Here is a 19838-nt window from a genome sequence, read left to right on the forward strand (position 1 = left end):
GACAGCGGAAGTACAGCCATCGGTAATACAGTTGACTTTAACTATGCCACTGCGGCAGATTACAACTCTGATCAAACGATTACTAAAGCCAACTCTTTGAAAATTACTTCAACGAAGAACTTCAACGTTAAAGTAAAAGCAGGAGGTGGAAGTTTTGTCAATGGAACCAACTTAATCCCTGTTAATGTTTTGACAATCAAAGCTGCTGCAGCTGCCGGAAGCATGGGAGGAACAAAAACACCTGTTGTTTTATCTGAAACTGATCAAACTTTAGTATCAAATGCTCCGCTTGGAAGCGCCTTGACATTGAATCTGGACTACACCATTCCAGCGTCGAAATCGGCGTCGAAATCATCATCTTCTGATATCTTAGGTAAACCGGCCGGAACTTATACGCAAACGGTAACGTATACTGCGACCGCCTTATAATTTTTTTTTTAGTTTGTAGAGCTTTCTTTTGTTACCTTTTCAGTAGTTTTGGGAATCTATTATTATAAACAATTTACACCATGCGCAAGTTTATTCACCTTTTCATCTTCATTATCTTCACAGGGGCTTCTTCACTTTTAGCACAAAGTATTTCTATGTCGCCTACCCGTTTGTTTTTTACCGGTAATCCTGGTGAAAAAGTGACACAGACAGTGACACTTCAAAACAGCTCGGATAAGGATTATGTTTTTAATCTCAATTATAAAGATTGGGTTAGAGAAGAAGATGGAAATAAAGTTTATCTTGAAGCAGGGAGTTCACAAACTTCTAATGCTGCTTGGCTGTCTACCTTAGAAAACTCTATTACAGTTCCTGCGAAAAGTACAAAGGAGATTGTAGTAACCATGCAGATTCCTGCAAACGCATCAAGGTCAACCGTTACCAACAGTATGTTATTTTTTACACAACTTCCTCAGCAGGCAGATAAGGCACGTATTCAAAATGGAATTGGTATTATTACCTTATTCGAGGTTGGACTTCATATTTTTTATACACCATCTGGGAACCTTACAAAAAGTTTGGATATTACCAATATATCAGAAGTGCGTAATGAGAATGCAGCAAACAGAAAAGTCGCAGTAAGTATCCATAACGACGGAAATACCATTAATGATGCTACGGTTGAATTTGAACTGACCAATACAGACAGCGGTCAAGAAATCAAATTACCTGCAATTTCAATCTCTATGCTTCCTAATACCAATCAGGTCGTTCAATTTTCTTTACCTGAGAATATTTCAGGAAACTATCTTGGCGTGGCTATTATTAAAATGGCTGGATCCAATGATTTACGCGTAGGCGAGAAAAACTTTAAATTTTAAAATTAAGTCTTGAAACCACAAAAAAATAGATCGATATCAATAAGAAATACCATCTTATTTTTCGCATTTGTTCTTCTGCCCTTTTCGTTTGCCTTTGCGCAGGAAAAGAAGGATATCGAAATCCGTTTTAAAAATGAGAATGTAACTGTTGAAAAGGGTTCAACTTTTTCTAATTTCCTGATCATTGAAAATAAAAGTTCTGAACAGATTACTATTCAGAATATCATTCCCTCGGAAAATTATCCGGGTTTACTTTTCTATCCAAAAAATGGCTTTACCTTAGGCGCAGGGCAGTCTAAAAATTTTCCTGTAAAACTGATTGCCAACGTGGATTTTATGAAATTGGGATCGAATGAGATTAAATTCCAGGTTTCATATAGTACTCCGTCAATTACCAGAACTGAAAGCGCCTCGTTCTTTGTAGACAAAGAAGAAAACAAAAACATTGCAATTTATACAGAAACATACGAGAATTTTATTAATCCTACTTCTCCAGACTCTTCAATTCTTCTTACTGTAGAAAACCAAGGTTATAGTAAACGAACCGTTAAGATTGATTTACAATCTATTCCTGACGGTTTGGAAATGATGCCAAAACAACATACCTTATCTCTGGAAGGTTTAGAAAAACAAACGATTGAGATCAAAATTGTGGTCAGAAGACAGAATACTCTTTTTCCGGAATTTAATATCAATGCAACCGTCACAGACTTGCTTAATAATGAAATCGTAGGAAGCAACACGCTACACTTGGTCATTTTATCAAACAACAGACAGATTGCCCGCGGAAACGAAGCGATAAGCGGAAGTAATTACGCAGAAATTAGCTATAACGAAAACAACTCAGGTTTTAATTTTATTCAATTGAGAGGAAACACAGCGTTTCGAGTGACTGAAAATTTGACGTCGCGTTTCAATATAGGTGCAGATTACTATCTTGAAGACGGCCGTTATAACCTGTATGATACCTGGCTCGAATTGGAGAGAAAAAATACGGTATTAAGAGTGGGAAATGTAAATAGTAACGATTACGATTACCCGGTTTTCGGGAGAGGTGGGAAAGTTTCTACCAAATTTGGTGAAAATAATCAGATTGAAATTCTTGCGCTTGAAAATAATTATAACCTGTATGGCACTTATTTCCAACAAACAGAAGGATCTAGCATGGTAGGTGCAAAATATGGTTTTGGAAATTCTAAATCATTCAATGGAAAAGTGTCCTACATATATGACCATGATCCGCGATTTAACGTAGATACTCAGGTTGCGAATGCGGTATCTTCATTTGTAATTAATGATAAACACACAATCCGAACGGAGGCCGGTCTGAGCCACGAAAAAGGCCTTTCGAACAAAGATGAAAATGCTGGAGCTACAATGGGAGCTAATTACAACGGAAAAATAGGCAAATGGGATATCCAATCTCTTAATACCTTTGCTACCAAAAGTTATGCAGGAATTAAAAGAGGATCTTTTTTCTCAAATCAGCGGATCGGGCATCAATTCTCTCCTTCTCAGCGAGCTTTTATACAATATCAGAATTCGCAGGTAGACCCAGAGTTCCTGAGTTTCCAAAGTACACCTATCCAACCTGGGAATACCGCTAATTTGCGTTATTATTTTAACAGTACAGAATCTTTTGTATCGGGCTACCAGCTTTCTTCAAAAAATTGGAATTTCCTACTGTCTCCAAAGGTTGAAAGGCAAAAAACAGCCAATTTTTATACATCGCAGGAGCTTTTTTCTTACCGACTGGAGGCCAACATAAGTACTACACTGGGTGCTCATGGATTGAACTTGACAGCGGAATACTCTTATTCAAAAGAGAATAATAATGACGATTGGTTCAACAGTCTGAAAACAACATTGTCTTACAGGTATAAATCCTTCTCCCTCAACGGAACAGCTCAATGGAACGCAACCAATGTCTTTGATTTAAATTCTTATTACGATGTAAACCGTAATTTCGCCAACTATAATGTATACGCCTCATATAATTTTCAGATGCTTAATAATAATCTGATTGGATCTTTTTCAGCAGGAGCTTCCTATTCGGAACTTTATAAAAACTTAAACAGCAATGTGAGTGGTAATCTGGAATATAAGCTTTCGCCTTCCTGGTCAAGCACAGGTTATTTTAATCTTTCAGGATATAAATCTACTGCTGAATACGCAAGCAGTGGCAGCTACTACCAGTTCAGAGTCGGGATTAAAAAATATTTTACTGCAGCAACAGCTCTGGGAAATCACAAAGTGATGTTTCAGTTATTTGATGATAAAAATTTCAACGGAAATCTGGAAGCGGGTGAATTGGTTCTAGCAAATGAAATAGTGAAGCTGGACAATTTTGTTGCAATGACGGATAAGAACGGAAAAGTAGTTTTTCAGAATGTGCCTGAAGGTATTTACACACTGAAGGTAAACGAAAGTGCAGGTGCACGATTGATGATGGATCCTGTAATTATGGTGGATAAAAACATCAGCCGCAAAGTGGGTATGGTGAAAAATATCAAGGTACGTGGGAAATTAACAGAGGTCAAACAAGCCTACGATGTTTTGGAAACGGATGTAACCGGAATCGTAGTGTATGCAAAAGGTGAAGATGGCGTTATCCATACCGCTGTGGTTAACCAAAAAAACGAGTTTGAGTTTTTCCTGAAAGATGGAAAATATGACCTCTATATTGAAAATGACAAATACAGCTATACACAACCTATCCAGACTATCCAGGTGACAAAAGAAGGTTATTCTAAAACGGTGGTTTTTGAATATAAGAAGAAAGATACCACCATTAAGGTGAAAAAGTTTTAAATTTAGAAATATGAAAAAGATGAGGGCTTTTTTAATAGGAATTTTTATTGTGTGCTGTGGGTCTACAGCCACCAAGGCTCAGGATGTTTACCTGACGATTCCTGAAAATAATATTTTTAACAGGAGTGAATTTACTTCATTACCTACAAGGGTAATGAACACCAGCAGAACAAACTGGGATTATAATTTTTTTGGATTTGCCCCAACTGCTCCTACATTTACCTCTACGTCTGGACCAAATTTCACTCACTCTTCTTCCTCATTTTCTTTACCCAGCTCCACCCTTCTCTGGCAGTTAGAAAGTATGGGCGGGCAGTTACCGTCTACTGGATATTTTGGTGCTTTGCCAGGTTTCCAGTCATTCAGTACAAGTGGTATAAAATGGTATGAACCGCCACTATACAGTTTCGGAGGAGGATTCAATCGGGGAAATATCAATTTCACATTTAAAATTCCTGCCGCACAGTTTACTGCCAATGCCTACCGTGCCGGGAATTATTCCATGGATATCAGTCAAAATTATAATGATTTTACGCCAAATAATTTTAAGACAATTTTAGTCATTCCTTCATCCATCAGATGGCTCACATCATCTTTAACAAAATACATAGAAATATCGTCTTTGAATGACTACCGAATGACAGGCACGCGGGTATTCAGTTTAGCAAATGCAGAGATTGCGCATACGGTCGATTTTAGTTTATGGGCGAAAGCTGCTGCCACAAATATTCAGTTTACTTCTTCTAAAGGTGTTCCAGCAACCAGAAACATAGCAAGCATTAGATTGGGCAGTAATGGATCTGCACTCACGACCAAAGCTTTATCAGCCAGTTTTCAGAATTTTTCTGCTGCTAATTCCAGTGTTGTAGCGGGAAACAGAACCAGCTTTACCCCGGAGCTTTATGTGTCTGCAGAAGATTTTAAGAATTTTTTCTTTGAAGCCGGAACTTATACTTTTGAGTTGAACTTCAGTGCCAGAAGTATAGACAATTCAATTAACAGTTTGCAAAATACAGCTGTTCAGTTAAAGGTCCTTCCTCGGTCCGAGATCACCATTCCCAGTTCAGGGCGAAATGTAAACTTCAATTTTAATACAGCGGCCCAATACACCAATGGCCAGTCACAAACGATTCCAAACCAAATTATATTGTCCAATAATGAGAGTTTTGAACTGTATGTAAAATCTGACGAAAATTATTTCAAAAAAGGCGGCCTGCAGACCGACATCAATTCCAACATATTAGAAATTGGCGTGGATGGAAGTTCTGTAAATGCTCCTTTATCCAAAACTCCCCAAAAAATACTCTTTAACGGAACACCGGTTTTAGACCGCGAACTCAACGTAAGATACACCATACCACCTGCGGGTGCGCAGAGCTTGGTAGGTAAAGAAAATACCACGTACTCCATCAATGTCTATTATAGCTTTACAGCAATTTAACAATACTTTATAAACCAAATCCTCCTTATGGACTACTTTAATAGCAATCAATCATTATATCAGCCCGATATCGATAAATTAAATGCGTTCGAAAAAAAATATGCCGATGTTTTTGATTTCTTAGTGTTTTCTGCTGCTGAGATAACCAACATGGAGCTATGTACCATGAGTATTTCCTCGGAAGGACAAGTTTATGTTATTGCTTCCAGTGATGCGTCAATTAATCAGATTTATCCTCAGAATCCTCACTTTCTTTTCGATGATCAGACTTCGGTATATGAGTTTAAGAACACGGAATTTAAATTTCGTAAAAGTTATCCTATTCCGGGTCTTGAGGGCAATCTTATCGCTCATTTAAATTTATTTGACAGGGAAGAAAAAAGTTTAGATAAAACAGAGGATGAATTCATCAATAAGGTTGTGAACCAAGCTTCAAAATGGTACTTAGGTAAAGAAAAAGAACAGCTGTTAAGCAATTATAATTCGCTTTTTGAAACATCAAACGACCTGCTAGGCGTTTTGTCTTTAGAAGGTAAATTCATAAAACTAAATCCTGCCTTTTCCAAAATGCTGGGCTGGAGCGATGAGGAATTTATGAGTAAAAGTTTTATAGAATTTGTTCATCCAGAAGACAGGCAAAGTACGTTACAGGCATTAGAAGCATTAGCACTGGGTGAAACTTTAACTAATTTCACCAACAGATACATCATAAAATCCGGAGATGTCAGATGGATAGAATGGATCTGTGTGCCTGAGCCTGAATCTGGATTGGCATACACCATCGGGAGAGATGTTACAGAATTTACGATCAAAAAAGAAGCGCTCAGAAAAAGTGAACAGAAGTATCGCGGTCTTTTTGAAAAAAACCAGGGAATAATAAGTATTCATGATACCGAAGGTAATTTTCTGGATGTCAATGAGGCTGGTTTAAAGGCTTCTGGTTTTTCAAGAGAAGAGTTAATGAGTTGCAACCTTTACGATCTAATCATCCCTGAAAAGCATGATAATGTAAGGATGTACCTGAGGCAAATTAAAACTACAAATCATGCATCAGGTGAAATGACCATCCGTAAGAAAAATGGCGAACAAGCCGTTTGGCAATTTATGAGTGCAATAGACGAGAATGTAGACGGCAATTTGCAGGTAATGGCTAACGCAGTCGATATCACCGAAAGAAAAAAAATGGAGAATGAGATTTTGGCAGCGAAAGAGATAGCAGAAAAAGCGTATACTCTAAAATCAGAGTTTGTTGCCAATATGAGCCATGAGATTAGAACCCCGTTAAATGGTATCATCGGTTTTACAGAGCTCCTTTTAGAAACCAATTTGGACGATACACAGAGACAGTATCTGGAAATTATCAACCAATCCGGAGTGTCTTTATACAGCATCATTAACGATATTTTGGATTTCTCAAAATTAGAAAATCAAAAACTGAAGCTAAACCTCGACAAAGTAGAGATTGAAGAACTCGTTTCAGAAGCCTTCAATATTGTTGCGTACAGTAATACCAAAAAGCAGTTAGAAATGCTTATCGATATTGATGACGCCATACCGAGATATATATTGACTGATGAAATGCGTTTAAAACAGGTTTTCGTCAATCTTTTGAGCAATGCTTTAAAGTTTACCGAGGAAGGTGAGATTGTTTTATACGTCAAAGTTCTAGATGATTTAGGAGAAGGGAAAAAACGAATCCGATTTGGAGTTAGAGATACAGGTATTGGAATTAACACCGAAAAACAAGCGGAAATTTTCAATGCGTTTTCGCAGGAGGATGGCAGTATTACTAAAAGATATGGAGGTACTGGTCTGGGACTTACCATTTCAAATCAAATCCTGGCACTTGCCGGCAGTGTTTTACAAGTTGAAAGCGACCAGGGAAAAGGAAGCGATTTTTTCTTTGATATTCAGTTTGATACCGAGGAAGAAGAATATGATTTAAGCTTAACTGATATTAAGAGAGTTTTGATTGTAGACGATAATCAAAACAATCGAAAAATCCTGAAAAGGATGATGGAACGAAAAAATATCGAAGTAGTAGAATGTGACAGCGGGTTGAAAGCTTTGCTTTTAGTTATGGACAAGTGCGAATTTGATGTTATCATAATGGATTATCATATGCCTATTATGGACGGCATTGAGACCATTAGAAAAATGAAAAATATTATTCCCGACAGCACCAGTATAGCGCCGTATGTTGTTTTGTACAGCTCGTCAGATGACACTAATTTACAGGATGCATGTGACGAATTACAAATAGAAAATCGTCTCGTAAAACCGATTCGTATGAAACAGATGTATCAGGTTTTATCCACCTTAAAGAGTTCTGAAAAGAAAAAACTGGAGCAGATAAAAAATGTCGCAAGTGAAATCAGTACCCACGAAATAAAAATTTTGATTGCTGAAGATAATTCTGTTAATTTGCTTCTCACTAAAACTTATTTAAAGGAGATTCTTCCTCAGGCTTTAATCATCGAGGCAAAAGATGGAACTGAAGCGGTGGAACAATATCAAAAAGAAAGTCCTGATCTTATTTTAATGGACATCCAAATGCCACGGCTGACTGGTATTGAAGCAACCACACAAATAAGAGCGATGGAAAAAAATATTGAAATTCCTATCATTGCGTTAACAGCAGGCAGTCTTCCTGGCGAAAAAGAAAAATGTCTGCAAGCCGGAATGTCGGACTTTTTAACCAAACCATTATTAAAACAAACCCTTTCAGATATGATTGAGAAATGGTTTGGCAAGGAGATAGATAAAAAGTAAATCATAAAATCAGCGTAAAAAAATACTGAAGTAGAATTTTTTTTTACATTTATACTTACATGATGAATGACCAGATCAAGGAACTGCAGATAAGAATCGAAAAACTGGAAAACGAAATCAATTTCAAGAACGGACTCATCTCGATATTGTCTCATGATTCAAAAGAAATATTCGGAAATTTTCTGTGGCTTATAGAAGCTGTAGAACAAAAGACGGTAAGTGAGGAAGATTTTTTTAAGATGTTGCCGCATGTAAAAAGCGATGCCCAGAAGAATTTGCAAACCGTTCAGGACAGCACCGCCTGGTTAAAAACACAATACGGGGAATTTAAGATTACACCTGTGAAAATAATGGTGATAGATCTTTTTCACCATTTAGAAGAAAAATACGCTACTAAATTAAAAGAAAAAAACATTAAATTTTATTTTAAAGGAGATCATAACACCTTTGTTTCTACTGATCGAATATTGCTCGAATATGTTTTAGACAAAGTTTTCAACAATGCGGTAAAATACTCTCTACCCGATCAAGATATTTATTTACAGGAAGTTACAGAAGGCGATCACACCGTACTTTCTGTGATTGATTTCGGAACGGGAATGAATGAAAAGTATTTATCTAAGATCTACACTTATGATAATCCCATATTCCAGGGAACTGCTGGCGAGAAAGGAGTTGGATTAAGTTTGAAAATTGTAAAAAATTTCATATCCTTGATGCGTGGAAACATCGACATCATTTCGTCTGAAAGTAATGGCACAAAGGTTTCCCTTTTTTTACCTAACTTTAATGAATGAAGGATTTACAATTAAATGCTCGTATTGTTGTAGCAGATGATCATGGTATTGTCCGGATGGGCTTGATACAAACGATCAAACGACTCTGGCCGAATGCCATAATTTCAGAAGTAGAAGACTATAAATCGCTGTACAAAGTAGTTTTGAATGAAGAATTGGATCTGGCCATTATGGACGTTAATATGCCTAACGGTACTGTTCAGGAAGCAATAGATTACATAAAAATTCACCAACCTAAATTAAAAATTCTAATATTTTCTTCACAGGATGAAGAGTTGTATGGGATGCGTTACCTAAAGATGGGCGCTGGTGGTTATCTAAGCAAACAAAGCTCTACTGAAGTAATTGAGTCAGCTTTAACGGCTATGCTCAGTAAGGGGCGATATGTTAGTGATAATGTAAAAGAAGCGATGTTTTTAGAATCATTAACTGGCGCGGCAAAAAACTCTTCCTTCGGAGCGCTATCAGACCGCGAATTGCAGATTGCCAATAAGCTTGCAGAAGGTCTTCCCCTCAAAGAAATTTCTAATCAGCTGAACCTCCATTCATCAACGATCAGCACTTACAAAAACAGGATGTTTGAGAAACTTAAAATAAAATCTATACCCGAATTGGTGGAGATTCTTAGGATGTACAATCAGTAACCATTCTTTTATTTCCCGCTTTGTCATCTCGAGTATCTCATTCACATGTGGTTAGAGATATAGAATTTATCCTGTAATAAATTGAAAAACATAAATTATAAATGCTCATACCTTAGATTTATTATCCTTTGGAATGAGCGTTTATAATATGGTAAGCCAGGATTTATTGGCGTTTCAGGCTTTCAAATAGGCTTCGATCTTATCTTTGGGGATCAGGTCCAGAATATCATTCGCATCAATAATTTTATGTTTGTTGATGATGCTTTCCACCACTTTGTCGGCATCAGAATGATTGATCAGCTGCTCGAGAAGTCCATAGACATTCACCATCTTTTTGTGCGTGTTTTCTTCATCACCGCCAAACCAGGAACCGCTGAAATGGTGGCTGACATAATTCTTCGGTAAGTGCTGAGAAAAATATACTGAAGGATAAAGCGTTACATCGTGCTTAAGTTTCTGAATGGTGTCGCTGAAGCGATCTGCTCCATACTCTTTTTCCAGCATTTCAGAAAAGATATCGGTGTTGATGCGCTCTACAAAACCATCTTGCTGATCGTAATATGCTACAAAATCATTTGACAGCTGGTGTTTTGGCTCAGCCATCCAAAAGGCCGAGTATGGCACACCTTTTACTTCGAAACCGCAAACAGCTTTCTCACTCAGGAACTCGTCCAGTGGCAGATTCAATTCCATATCGGTATCCATATAAATGCCGCCGTGCTCGTACATCACTTTGGACCGAACATAATCTGAAACAAAAGCCCATTTCTTCTGAGAATACGCTTCTTTAACATAGTTGTTGTCCTTCAGTGGCGAGTTCTCGTCGTTCCATTCCACGATTTCATAGTCGGGATGAATCTTCTTCCATGTACTGATGCAGTGATTGGCCAATTCGGTTTTTGGCTGTCCGCCAAACCAACAATAATGTATTTTTTTAGGGATCATATGTAGATATTTTGAATTAATTTACAAGAAATTCTGCTGTCACGTTTTCTTCTTGCAAACATCAAACCTAAACTGAGGATTGAATCAGTTTTTTTACAATAATAAAAAAAAGTCAAAACTTAATGTATCATCACTCCGAATTGTCGTGGTAGGCATGATATTCGTTCTGATTTTCTTTTAACATCTTTACTACTTATGGATCAATCAGCTGACAACCGGTATTTACCCAAGCAATATGTAGAAATCACTACACCGGATTGGGTTAAGAATGCCACACTTTACGAGCTCAATATACGCCAATTTTCCGAGGAAGGTTCCTTCAGGGCTGTGGAAAGTCAGCTGCCGCGACTTAAGAAGATGAACATCGACATTATCTGGTTGATGCCGGTTCAGCCTATCGGAGAACTCCACAGAAAAGGAAGTCTTGGGAGTTATTATTCGGTAAAAGACTATTTAAAGGTCAATCCCGAGTTTGGTACAGAAGAAGATTTCAGAAGTTTGGTCAAAACCATCCACGATCAGGGAATGTACGTGATTTTGGATTGGGTTGCCAACCATACCAGCTGGGACAATGAGTTGGTAACGCAGCATCCTGACTGGTATATGAAATCCAGAAAAGGTACTTTCCAGTCCACACGTTGGCGAGATTATGATGACATTATAGAGCTTGATTACAGACATCCCGATCTTCGGAAATATATGACTGATGCTATGAAATTCTGGATCAATGAATATGAGATTGACGGATACCGTTGCGACATTGCGAGCTTCGTTCCGATAGATTTCTGGGAAAATGTGAGAGCAGAACTTGACAGTATAAAAACCGTATTTATGCTGGCAGAAGCCGAAGACAAAGAACTTCACCGCAAAGCTTTTGATTCCACCTACAACTGGACACTCTGGAATATACTCCACCAGATTGTAATAAATAACCTGAGTGCAAAAACCCTGACAGAAGCTTATATTGCAGAGCACGTCTCTATCTTCCCAAAAGCAGGAATCCGTATGAATTTCATTGATAACCACGACAAGAATTCATGGGAAGGAAATCAATATAGTAATTTTGGAGAGGCATTAAAAGCTGTAACCGTTTTTACTTTTCTGATGGACGGAATTCCGCTTGTTTACAGCGGGCAGGAGGTGGGATTGGATCGTTCATTAGCGTTTTTCGAAAAAGATCCGATTGAATGGAAATCCCACGAAAACGAAGCACTCTACACTACGCTTTTTGAATTGAAACATAAAAACCGGGCACTCTGGAATGGCAATCACGGAGGCGAAATGATCAGAATTACGAATGACAGAATGGATCAGGTGATATCTTTTGTACGGGAAAAAAATGGTGATAAAGTACTGGCGTTTATTAATCTCAGTAAAGAATCTCTCATCGTTCAGTTTGATACTTCGTTTGATACTGGAATTTACACCAATCTTTTTACAGCTGAGAAACAAACAGTTTCAGGAACTTTGATCATGACGATGGAACCTTGGGAATATATAGTTTTGCACAATTCCAAAGAGATTTGAATTAAAAAGTAATTCTTAAATTCTAGATTATGAATGTTTTGTGCAGCTTTTTGCTTGTAATAGTTACAGAATCTTCATTTCAGTGAAACAACAAATTTTAATCTGTTTGAAACCATTTGTACAATTCTCAAAAATCTTTCTTGATAAAGATTGTGAAATACTATTAGTACCCAACAATACAGCACGATTCCAATCGCTTGTAAGAAAAATGCCTAGTACTCTCCTATTGAGTTTTCCCATTTCGGTTTAATTCCAGTCAGAAAAATGATTGGAACTCATCTATAAATTTCTTCTGAAACCCCAAAACCCCAAAATTTCAAAATATAAAAACAGATAAAAATGTCAATTCACTACTATCCCTACTAGTTTTCCATTGGAAAGACAAGAGAAAGCTTTAAAATGAAGTCCGCAATTTTTTCAGAGATCCCCACTACCAATGAGATTTGTTTCTACATTGTATTCTAGATTATAAAAATGAAGATATTTTTCCATAATTTTACCATGTGGAGGAATTTCTCTTTCAAGAAATATTCATAAGTTTTCTATCTACTCAGAAATTATGAAACAACATGAGGGAAATATTGATGTTTTCAGTAAAGTAGATGAACGATTTATTTTTATTTTGTATTATCATTAAACTAATTTTTGATGCCTAAAAAAATTTTAAGAGATCTCCAGATTGGAGTTGTACTGTGCTTATTACTGCTGATTGCAAGTTCTATAGCATCTTATGTTAGCATACAGAAGCAGATGGAGAACAGGCTCAGTCTCTTAAAAAGCAAGGAATCTATCAGTCTGGTAAAAGATGTTTTAAATTCTCTTTTAGATGCAGAAACAGGCATCCGAGGATATCAGCTCATAGGTCAGGAAAATTTTCTTGAGCCCTTCAATAAAAGTCTGAAGAAATATCCAGTGCTTATTTCAAATAAAAATAGTTTGAATCTTAATGATAAACATCAAATCGGGCTTATCGATGAACTCATGCGTACATATCGCATGATGATGGAAGGTAATATTTCGCTAATTGAAAAGCGTAGAAAGGGAATTGTAATCACTCCAACAGAACTTAGAAAAAACAAGACATCTATGGACAGGTGTCGTATACTGGTTCAGGAATTTGTAAAATATGAGGAAGTTCAGTTAGCTATCAAAAATAAAAATCTTAGCCGGTCTTCCAACTCAACAGAATTATTCATCATTTTCTCTGCGCTTGCAGCCATTATTGTTACATTTTTTTTCTATAAACAACTAAAATCTGACCTTATCCGCCGAGATAAATTAGAAAAGGATTTGTCTTACACTAAAGCCATTCTTGAGGAAACGAACGCTGTAGCACAAGTGGGAGGTTGGGAAGTTAATATTAAAACCGGCAACGTATTCTGGTCTCAGAGTACGAAAGAAATTCATAAAGTAAAAGATAATTTCCAACCGGATTTCGAAAACACCATGGGATTCTTTAAAGAATGCAGTAGGGAAAGGATAAAAAATCTTTTCGACAGAGCCTTAAACGAAGGAATTCCCTTTGACGAAGAGTTTCAGATTGTCCGTTATGACGGCGTCACGATATGGGTCAGAGTAAAAGCAATTCCGGAATTTGAAGGTGAGGTATGCAACAGGGTTTTCGGAATCATTCAAGATATTGATGCCTTCAAAAAAATGTTTCTGGAAGTTAGCAAAAAAGAAGCTATGATGCAGTCTTTCGTAACCGATGTTCCGATTCCTCTCGCCATGTTTGATAAGGATCTTAACTATGTTTCCGTAAGCAACAAATGGAAAGAAGAATTCAATATGAATGATGTAGATCTCATCGGAAATAATCTGTTTACTGTATCTCCGGATATTCCTGAAGAAAGAAAAAAAATCTATGATAACGCCCTGCTGGGTAAAACCTACACAGATGGGGACTTTAAGTTAAAGGTAGACGGTCAGGAAGAAATTCAGCATTATGATCTTAAAGTGGGACCATGGTACCTCACAGAAGATGAAGTTGGAGGTTTAATTATTTCTGTACAGAATATTACAAGTGCTGTGCGTATCAATGAGGAATTGAAAAATGCTAAAAAAATAGCAGATACAGCAAGCAAGGCAAAATCAGAATTTCTAGCCAATATGAGTCATGAGATCCGTACTCCTTTGAATGGAGTCATTGGGTTTTCTGACCTTCTGCTCAGGACACCACTGAATGAAATGCAGGCGCAATATCTGAATTACATCAATGAATCTGGAGAGAACCTGCTCAACATCATTAATGATATTCTGGATTTTTCTAAGATAGAAGCAGGAAAAATGGAGCTTTTAATTGCACAAAGTGACCTTTATGAAATGCTGAGCCAGGTAATTAATGTCATTCTATATCAGTCGCAGAAAAAAAATATCGAGCTTCTTCTCAATATTGAACCAGGACTTCCTAAAACTCTTCTCATTGATGAATCAAGATTAAAACAGGTACTGATCAATCTTCTGGGTAATGCTGTGAAATTTACAGAGAAGGGTGAGATCGAGCTGAAAGTGGAGAAAGTACGCATGGATGATGAAAATATTGTCCTAAACTTCTCTGTAAGAGATACTGGAATCGGTATTCCTGTCGAAAAACAGAAATATATTTTTAATGCTTTCACCCAAGAGAATAGTTCTATCAGCAAACAATATGGAGGAACGGGTCTTGGTCTTACCATTTCAAATAATATCCTGAGATATATGGGTACTCATCTTTCGCTGATCAGCACCCCGGAAAAAGGTTCGTCATTTTTCTTTGATTTAGAAATGCCTTATGAAATTTCTCAATTGAGGGAAGAAGATGATATAACCATTAAAAAAGCTTTGGTGGTTGATGATAATGAAACCAACAGAATAATTCTCCAGCATATGCTTGCCTATAAAAATATCGAATCAACGCTGGCAGCCAATGGAATGGAAGCTCTTCAGATCTTGGTAAAGGGTGCACAGTTTGATGTAATTTTAATGGATTATCATATGCCCCTGATGTCTGGATTGGACACGATAAATAAAATCAAAGAACTGTTTCAGCAGCGAAATGAAAATCCTCCATTCATAATACTTTCTTCGTCGTCGGAAGAATTGGATGTAATCACTTCAATTCGCGAAAGAGAAAATACCTATCTGCTGTTGAAGCCCATTAAATCAGATGAGTTATATAAATCTTTACGAAGGCTAACTCATAGTAAGGTGGCTGGAATTATTCAGGATCATTCTGAGGAAGCTTCTTATTCATTGGCTCAAGAACTTCAGGTTCTTTTAGTAGATGACAATCCGGTCAATATGATATTGAATAACAGGATGATGAAAACCTTTGCTCCTGATGCACATTTAACGGAAGCTGTTAATGGTCTGGAAGCTTTGGAAGAGTGCAGGAAAAAACAGTTTTCTATTATTCTTATGGATGTACAAATGCCTGTAATGAGCGGTATCGAGGCAACACAAAAGATACGAAGGTTACCGGGATACGAAAATACACCTATCATAGGGGTTACCGCTGGAAATGTACTGGGTGAAAAAGAAAAATGCATGGAATCAGGCATGAATGACTTCCTTCCCAAACCTATCAGGCAGGCAGATCTTCTGGAAATGCTAAAAAAATATATCAGCGCCAACAGTAATAATCTACATAATCAATAGGTTTCAGAAAACAATTGATACTTGTCTTTGGCTTTTGTTAAGGAATACTGAATGATCCCCGCTACTGCTCGATTCCAATCGCGTATGGGAAAAATGTGCACTACTCACCTATTGAGATTTTCCCATTTGGATTTAATCTCAGTAGAAAATTGATTGGAACTCATCTAGAAATTTTTTATCGTAATCCAACACCTTCAAAATAAGAACACGAGATAAAATGACATCAGAAAAAGCAAGATGAGTGTTTAAAAACAGACAATCTAACACCCATTAGCAAAATAATACACTTACTACTTTGTATTACATAGTATTGATAAATAAATGTATCTTTGCATAGAACGTTATCCTATTTTCAAACACTTCAAATACATAAATATGAAATATCATCAAAAACTAATCTCAATTTTTGTGATTTTATTAGTTTTCTTAAACACTTTATCTGCGCAGACAACAAAGATAAATCAAATTGATTCTCTGATGAAACGCTCATATCACGCCGGCCTTTTCAATGGGAATGTGCTTGTATCAAAAAACAATAAAATCATATACAATGCTTCTTTCGGATTTACCGATGCAACAAAAACGAAAAAACTGAATCCAGACTACCGCTTCAATATAGGTTCGATTACTAAAGAATTCAGTGCCGTTGCAGTAATGCAGATGCAGGAAAAGGGAAAATTAAATTTAGATGACAAAGTCTCCAAGTTCATTCCCGAATTACCTCAATGGGCGAATGAAGTCCAGATTAAAGATCTTTTAAGATATACGAGCGGTATCCCTAATGTCAATTGGAAAAAAATAAAGAATGACAAAGACCTTTTTGATGGGCTTATGCAAATTGATACACTTGATTTCAAACCAGGTACAGATTATGATTACAACAATAACAATATCTTCCTGAGACAGTTCATTGTGGAACGGTTAACAGGAATGCCTTATAAAAAGTATGTAGAAAAATTCATATTCAGAGCCTGTAAAATGAGTACGTCTATTGTAACACCATTTGAAAATGAAGACCATATTGCGCGGGGATTTAATAATAATTTGGTTCAGGATAAACCTGATCTGCCGATCACCGGAGGAACTTATTTAACAACGGTAGATCTTTTAAAATGGGCAGACTGTCTTCATAAAAATAAAATAATTAATGCAAAAGCGATCTATGAGCTGGGACAGCAATTCAATTTACAGGAAACCCAGTCAGCTTTGGGACAGGCAAAATATACAAATGAAAAGTTGATACAGCATTTGCATGATGGAAGAGCTGGGAATTATGAGGCCATCTTAGTTTCAGAAATTGATGAACAGTTCACCATCATTTTATTAGGCAATAACTACAATGGAAAAATTTTTGACCTATCAGATGCTATTTCAGCCGTATTGAAAGATCAGAAAAGTAGCAATCCTACAAAAAACTAATATATGTTGTCTCATCATTTCAATCTTTGAAAGATGTATTTATTAGAATCATTTTCCTTTCTTAGATCATACCTCGGACTCACTTCTTTTTTTTATCATTTCATAACAGAATACTGCCATGAAAAAACTATGAACAATCGTTGAAGCTGAATTGTAAGTATAAAAATGCAGAAAAGCAGATCAAGAGGTTACAATAAAAGCCTTAAATTATATTAGTAAAAGATCTTAGAATTTTTGTGATAACTTTCTTCTAAATGGATCTAATAAGCTTATGTATAACCAAAATAGAAAAAGCGGCATTGCCGCTTTTGTCTTAAAATCTACGATTAAAATATTTAGATAAGTTTCAATAACTCATCTGCAACTTTTTCGGAAGAAGCAGGATTTTGTCCTGTAATCAATCTTCCGTCAACGACTGCATAAGGACTCCAATCTTCGATTTTACTATATACACCACCATTCTTTTTTAGCATATCTTCTACCAAGAAAGGAACAACATCAGTAAGCTGTACCGCTTCTTCTTCGGTATTGGTGAATCCTGTGACATTCTTACCATTTACCAAATATTCATCATCTATTTTTACATCTTTCAAAACGCCGGGTGCATGGCAAACGAATGCTACAGGCTTATCACTTGAATAGAAATCAACGATCAGCTGTTGTGACTCTTCATCTTCCGCAAGATCCCATAATGGGCCGTGACCGCCCGGATAAAATACCGCATCAAAATCTCCACTTTTGACTTCAGACAACTTATAAGTATTTTTTAATTTATCTTTCAATAACACATCATTGTCCATTCTGCGTGTGGCATCTGTTTGTGATGACGGATCTTCACTTTTCGGATCAATGGGAGGCTGACCGCCCTTTGGAGATGCCAATGTGATCTCAACACCCTTGTCAGATAATGCATAATAAGGAGCTGCTAATTCCTCGGTCCAAAATCCTGTTCTTAAACCTGTATTTCCTAATTGATCGTGACTCGTAAGCACGAATAAAACTTTTTTGCTCATTTTATATCTATTAATTTATTATTACAAAGTTGGAATTTATCTGTGTTTTAAATGTAGGATCTAAGTCACTATTTTCATGTGATCCATATCACACTTTTTAGGCACACAGGCATTAAAATTATTTTGTGTATAGCAGAGTTCTTTTATTTTGTAAAACGCTAAGACCTATTATCTTTTAAACTGATGGTCTCAGGTACAATCTCAACTAAAAAACTTGACCGCTCATAGAATACAAACTTTAGTCCATCTTTAAAGGGTTCAATGACAATCATCTATTTGGCCAAAGCCATTTCGTATCGCCATTGTATGGGTATTTTTTTAAACCATATATGAAATAGACATGTAAAGATCATTTTATTTTTTATGATACTACAGTTCACTGATCAATAAAAATGTTGGGTTAATATATTTTAAATGAGCATTAAATTTCGTGATCCTAGTTCATTAAATGGCATGGAATACTCTGCTTTTGGATTTTTTGATTTGGAACTATTTTTGATTTGGACTTCGCATTCTATATTGTGAAACTCTATAAATTGATAAAAATGCTAAAAAAAACGAAAGAAATTTTATTACAGGATTTAGTAGAAACGAAACAGCTTTTGGTAGATGCTTTTGATGATAAAGAGGTACCGTTTATCAAAGGTGGAGCAATTGATCAGTTCTTCACAAGTAAAGCCCTGGAATTTCAGAGAAATATCATTCTTTACAATACACTGATGGGTTCAGGCGATCTGGAAGATGAAGACGGAAATAGATCGGAGGTTTCTCCCTTAGAAAAGATTGCGGTAGATTTAGCAGATATCAAATCAAAACTCGCCTATCGCTCTTAGTCTGTAAAACAAGGTAAGAATAAAAAGAGCAGATAAAATAAATTATCTGCTCTCTGTACCATATGATGGTAGTTAATTGAAGTTACGCTATTTTAACGTTAACTGCATTAACCCCTTTGTTTCCATTTTGTAAATCGTAAGTTACGACATCATTTTCGCGGATGTTATCTACTAAACCTGAAGTGTGTACGAAAACGTCTTGACCACCTGTTGATGGAGTAATAAAACCAAATCCTTTAGTTTCGTTAAAGAATTTTACTGTTCCTTGTTGCATTGTATTGTGTATTAAAAATTATTGTATTCTATTTTTTAGGATCAATATCCTGATATTTTGACTGACATCAAAACAATAATAAATTTTTGAAAAAAATATGGATGAATAGAATCTAAGAGTGAAAATCGAACTTCTTAAAAGGTAGTGCACCTAAACATTAATGACAAAAATAAGCGTCTATGTTAATCTCTGAATTTTTAGAAATCAAAATTCGCTTTATTATTCTACAAATGTAATCTATTTATATGACATACACAACTCGGCTGCTGCGAGAGTCAAATAAAATGTGCAAATTAAAAGTTGTTAAAAATGTTTTTGAAATTTTAGGAGAAGGTCACGATGAACTGGAAGGATATAATCTGGCACTTTTAAAATTATAAAAGCTTTCAAAATAAACCCTCATAATAAGCTCATTA

General features: G+C 36.3%; 14 protein-coding genes. 11 read left to right on the forward strand and 3 right to left on the reverse strand.

Features of this window, described 5'->3' with window-relative positions; translation table 11 throughout:
* The 7 genes from AR685_RS03760 to AR685_RS03790 form a co-directional block, all read left to right on the forward strand.
* A partial coding sequence (locus tag AR685_RS03760; protein ID WP_059123778.1) for a hypothetical protein occupies window positions 1-429 on the forward strand: 429 nt, incomplete at its 5' end.
* Between the two features lie 80 nt (window positions 430-509).
* Window positions 510-1310, forward strand: a complete 801-nt coding sequence (locus AR685_RS03765; RefSeq protein ID WP_228376384.1) for an Fn3-like domain-containing protein — start codon at window positions 510-512, stop codon at window positions 1308-1310.
* A gap of 9 nt (window positions 1311-1319) precedes the next feature.
* Window positions 1320-4121 (forward strand): hypothetical protein, encoded by a 2802-nt coding sequence (locus AR685_RS03770; RefSeq protein WP_228376385.1) that lies wholly within the window; start codon window positions 1320-1322, stop codon window positions 4119-4121.
* Between the two features lie 10 nt (window positions 4122-4131).
* A complete protein-coding gene (locus AR685_RS03775; protein ID WP_059123779.1) occupies window positions 4132-5562 on the forward strand; it encodes a hypothetical protein in 1431 nt (476 codons plus the stop codon).
* A gap of 27 nt (window positions 5563-5589) precedes the next feature.
* Window positions 5590-8334: a PAS domain-containing hybrid sensor histidine kinase/response regulator gene (locus AR685_RS03780; RefSeq protein WP_047443005.1), complete on the forward strand. Its 2745-nt coding sequence runs from the start codon at window positions 5590-5592 to the stop codon at window positions 8332-8334.
* Window positions 8335-8393: 59 nt separating this feature from the next.
* Window positions 8394-9131 carry a sensor histidine kinase gene (locus AR685_RS03785; RefSeq protein ID WP_228376386.1) on the forward strand — a complete coding sequence of 246 codons (738 nt, stop codon included), beginning with the start codon at window positions 8394-8396 and terminating at the stop codon, window positions 9129-9131.
* Window positions 9128-9775: a response regulator transcription factor gene (locus tag AR685_RS03790; protein ID WP_047443003.1), complete on the forward strand. Its 648-nt coding sequence runs from the start codon at window positions 9128-9130 to the stop codon at window positions 9773-9775. The genes AR685_RS03785 and AR685_RS03790 overlap by 4 nt, the downstream gene beginning before the upstream one ends.
* Before the next feature lie 174 nt (window positions 9776-9949).
* On the opposite strand, the gene AR685_RS03795 is transcribed toward AR685_RS03790, so the two are convergent.
* Window positions 9950-10720: a glycosyltransferase family 32 protein gene (locus AR685_RS03795; RefSeq protein WP_047443002.1), complete on the reverse strand. Its 771-nt coding sequence runs from the start codon at window positions 10718-10720 to the stop codon at window positions 9950-9952.
* Between the two features lie 195 nt (window positions 10721-10915).
* Here AR685_RS03795 and AR685_RS03800 point away from each other — a divergent pair, with 195 nt between their 5' ends.
* The 3 genes from AR685_RS03800 to AR685_RS03810 all read left to right on the forward strand — a co-directional run bounded on the left by AR685_RS03800 (window position 10916) and on the right by AR685_RS03810 (window position 17302).
* A complete protein-coding gene (locus AR685_RS03800; RefSeq protein ID WP_059123781.1) occupies window positions 10916-12247 on the forward strand; it encodes an alpha-amylase family glycosyl hydrolase in 1332 nt (443 codons plus the stop codon).
* A gap of 648 nt (window positions 12248-12895) precedes the next feature.
* Window positions 12896-15883: a response regulator gene (locus AR685_RS03805; protein ID WP_059123782.1), complete on the forward strand. Its 2988-nt coding sequence runs from the start codon at window positions 12896-12898 to the stop codon at window positions 15881-15883.
* Between the two features lie 477 nt (window positions 15884-16360).
* Complete coding sequence (locus AR685_RS03810; RefSeq protein ID WP_228376387.1) at window positions 16361-17302, forward strand: serine hydrolase domain-containing protein; 942 nt, start codon at window positions 16361-16363, stop codon at window positions 17300-17302.
* A gap of 335 nt (window positions 17303-17637) precedes the next feature.
* On the opposite strand, the gene AR685_RS03815 is transcribed toward AR685_RS03810, so the two are convergent.
* Window positions 17638-18315, reverse strand: coding sequence for a type 1 glutamine amidotransferase domain-containing protein (locus AR685_RS03815; RefSeq protein ID WP_047442999.1), 678 nt, complete (start codon window positions 18313-18315; stop codon window positions 17638-17640).
* 545 nt (window positions 18316-18860) lie between these two features.
* Between AR685_RS03815 and AR685_RS03820 the strand changes: the two genes are divergently transcribed.
* A complete protein-coding gene (locus tag AR685_RS03820) occupies window positions 18861-19148 on the forward strand; it encodes a hypothetical protein (protein WP_047442998.1) in 288 nt (95 codons plus the stop codon).
* Window positions 19149-19230: 82 nt separating this feature from the next.
* Here AR685_RS03820 and AR685_RS03825 read toward each other — a convergent pair whose 3' ends face one another.
* On the reverse strand, window positions 19231-19422 hold the full coding sequence (locus AR685_RS03825; protein ID WP_047442997.1) for a cold-shock protein: 192 nt from the start codon (window positions 19420-19422) through the stop codon (window positions 19231-19233).
* Between the last annotated feature and the right edge of the window lie 416 nt (window positions 19423-19838).

This window comes from Chryseobacterium sp. JAH, from assembly GCF_001507335.1.
Lineage (GTDB): Bacteria > Bacteroidota > Bacteroidia > Flavobacteriales > Weeksellaceae > Chryseobacterium.

Excerpts from the sequence above, each read along its gene's own strand:
- AR685_RS03825 (WP_047442997.1), bottom strand. The coding sequence starts at position 19,422 with ATGCAACAAGGAACAGTAAAATTCTTTAACGAAACTAAAGGATTTGGT.
- AR685_RS03820 (WP_047442998.1), top strand. The coding sequence starts at position 18,861 with ATGCTAAAAAAAACGAAAGAAATTTTATTACAGGATTTAGTAGAAACG.
- AR685_RS03810 (WP_228376387.1), top strand. The coding sequence starts at position 16,361 with ATGAAACGCTCATATCACGCCGGCCTTTTCAATGGGAATGTGCTTGTA.
- AR685_RS03800 (WP_059123781.1), top strand. The coding sequence starts at position 10,916 with ATGGATCAATCAGCTGACAACCGGTATTTACCCAAGCAATATGTAGAA.
- AR685_RS03795 (WP_047443002.1), bottom strand. The coding sequence starts at position 10,720 with ATGATCCCTAAAAAAATACATTATTGTTGGTTTGGCGGACAGCCAAAA.
- AR685_RS03805 (WP_059123782.1), top strand. The coding sequence starts at position 12,896 with ATGCCTAAAAAAATTTTAAGAGATCTCCAGATTGGAGTTGTACTGTGC.
- AR685_RS03775 (WP_059123779.1), top strand. The coding sequence starts at position 4,132 with ATGAAAAAGATGAGGGCTTTTTTAATAGGAATTTTTATTGTGTGCTGT.
- AR685_RS03765 (WP_228376384.1), top strand. The coding sequence starts at position 510 with ATGCGCAAGTTTATTCACCTTTTCATCTTCATTATCTTCACAGGGGCT.
- AR685_RS03815 (WP_047442999.1), bottom strand. The coding sequence starts at position 18,315 with ATGAGCAAAAAAGTTTTATTCGTGCTTACGAGTCACGATCAATTAGGA.
- AR685_RS03790 (WP_047443003.1), top strand. The coding sequence starts at position 9,128 with ATGAAGGATTTACAATTAAATGCTCGTATTGTTGTAGCAGATGATCAT.
- AR685_RS03785 (WP_228376386.1), top strand. The coding sequence starts at position 8,394 with ATGATGAATGACCAGATCAAGGAACTGCAGATAAGAATCGAAAAACTG.
- AR685_RS03780 (WP_047443005.1), top strand. The coding sequence starts at position 5,590 with ATGGACTACTTTAATAGCAATCAATCATTATATCAGCCCGATATCGAT.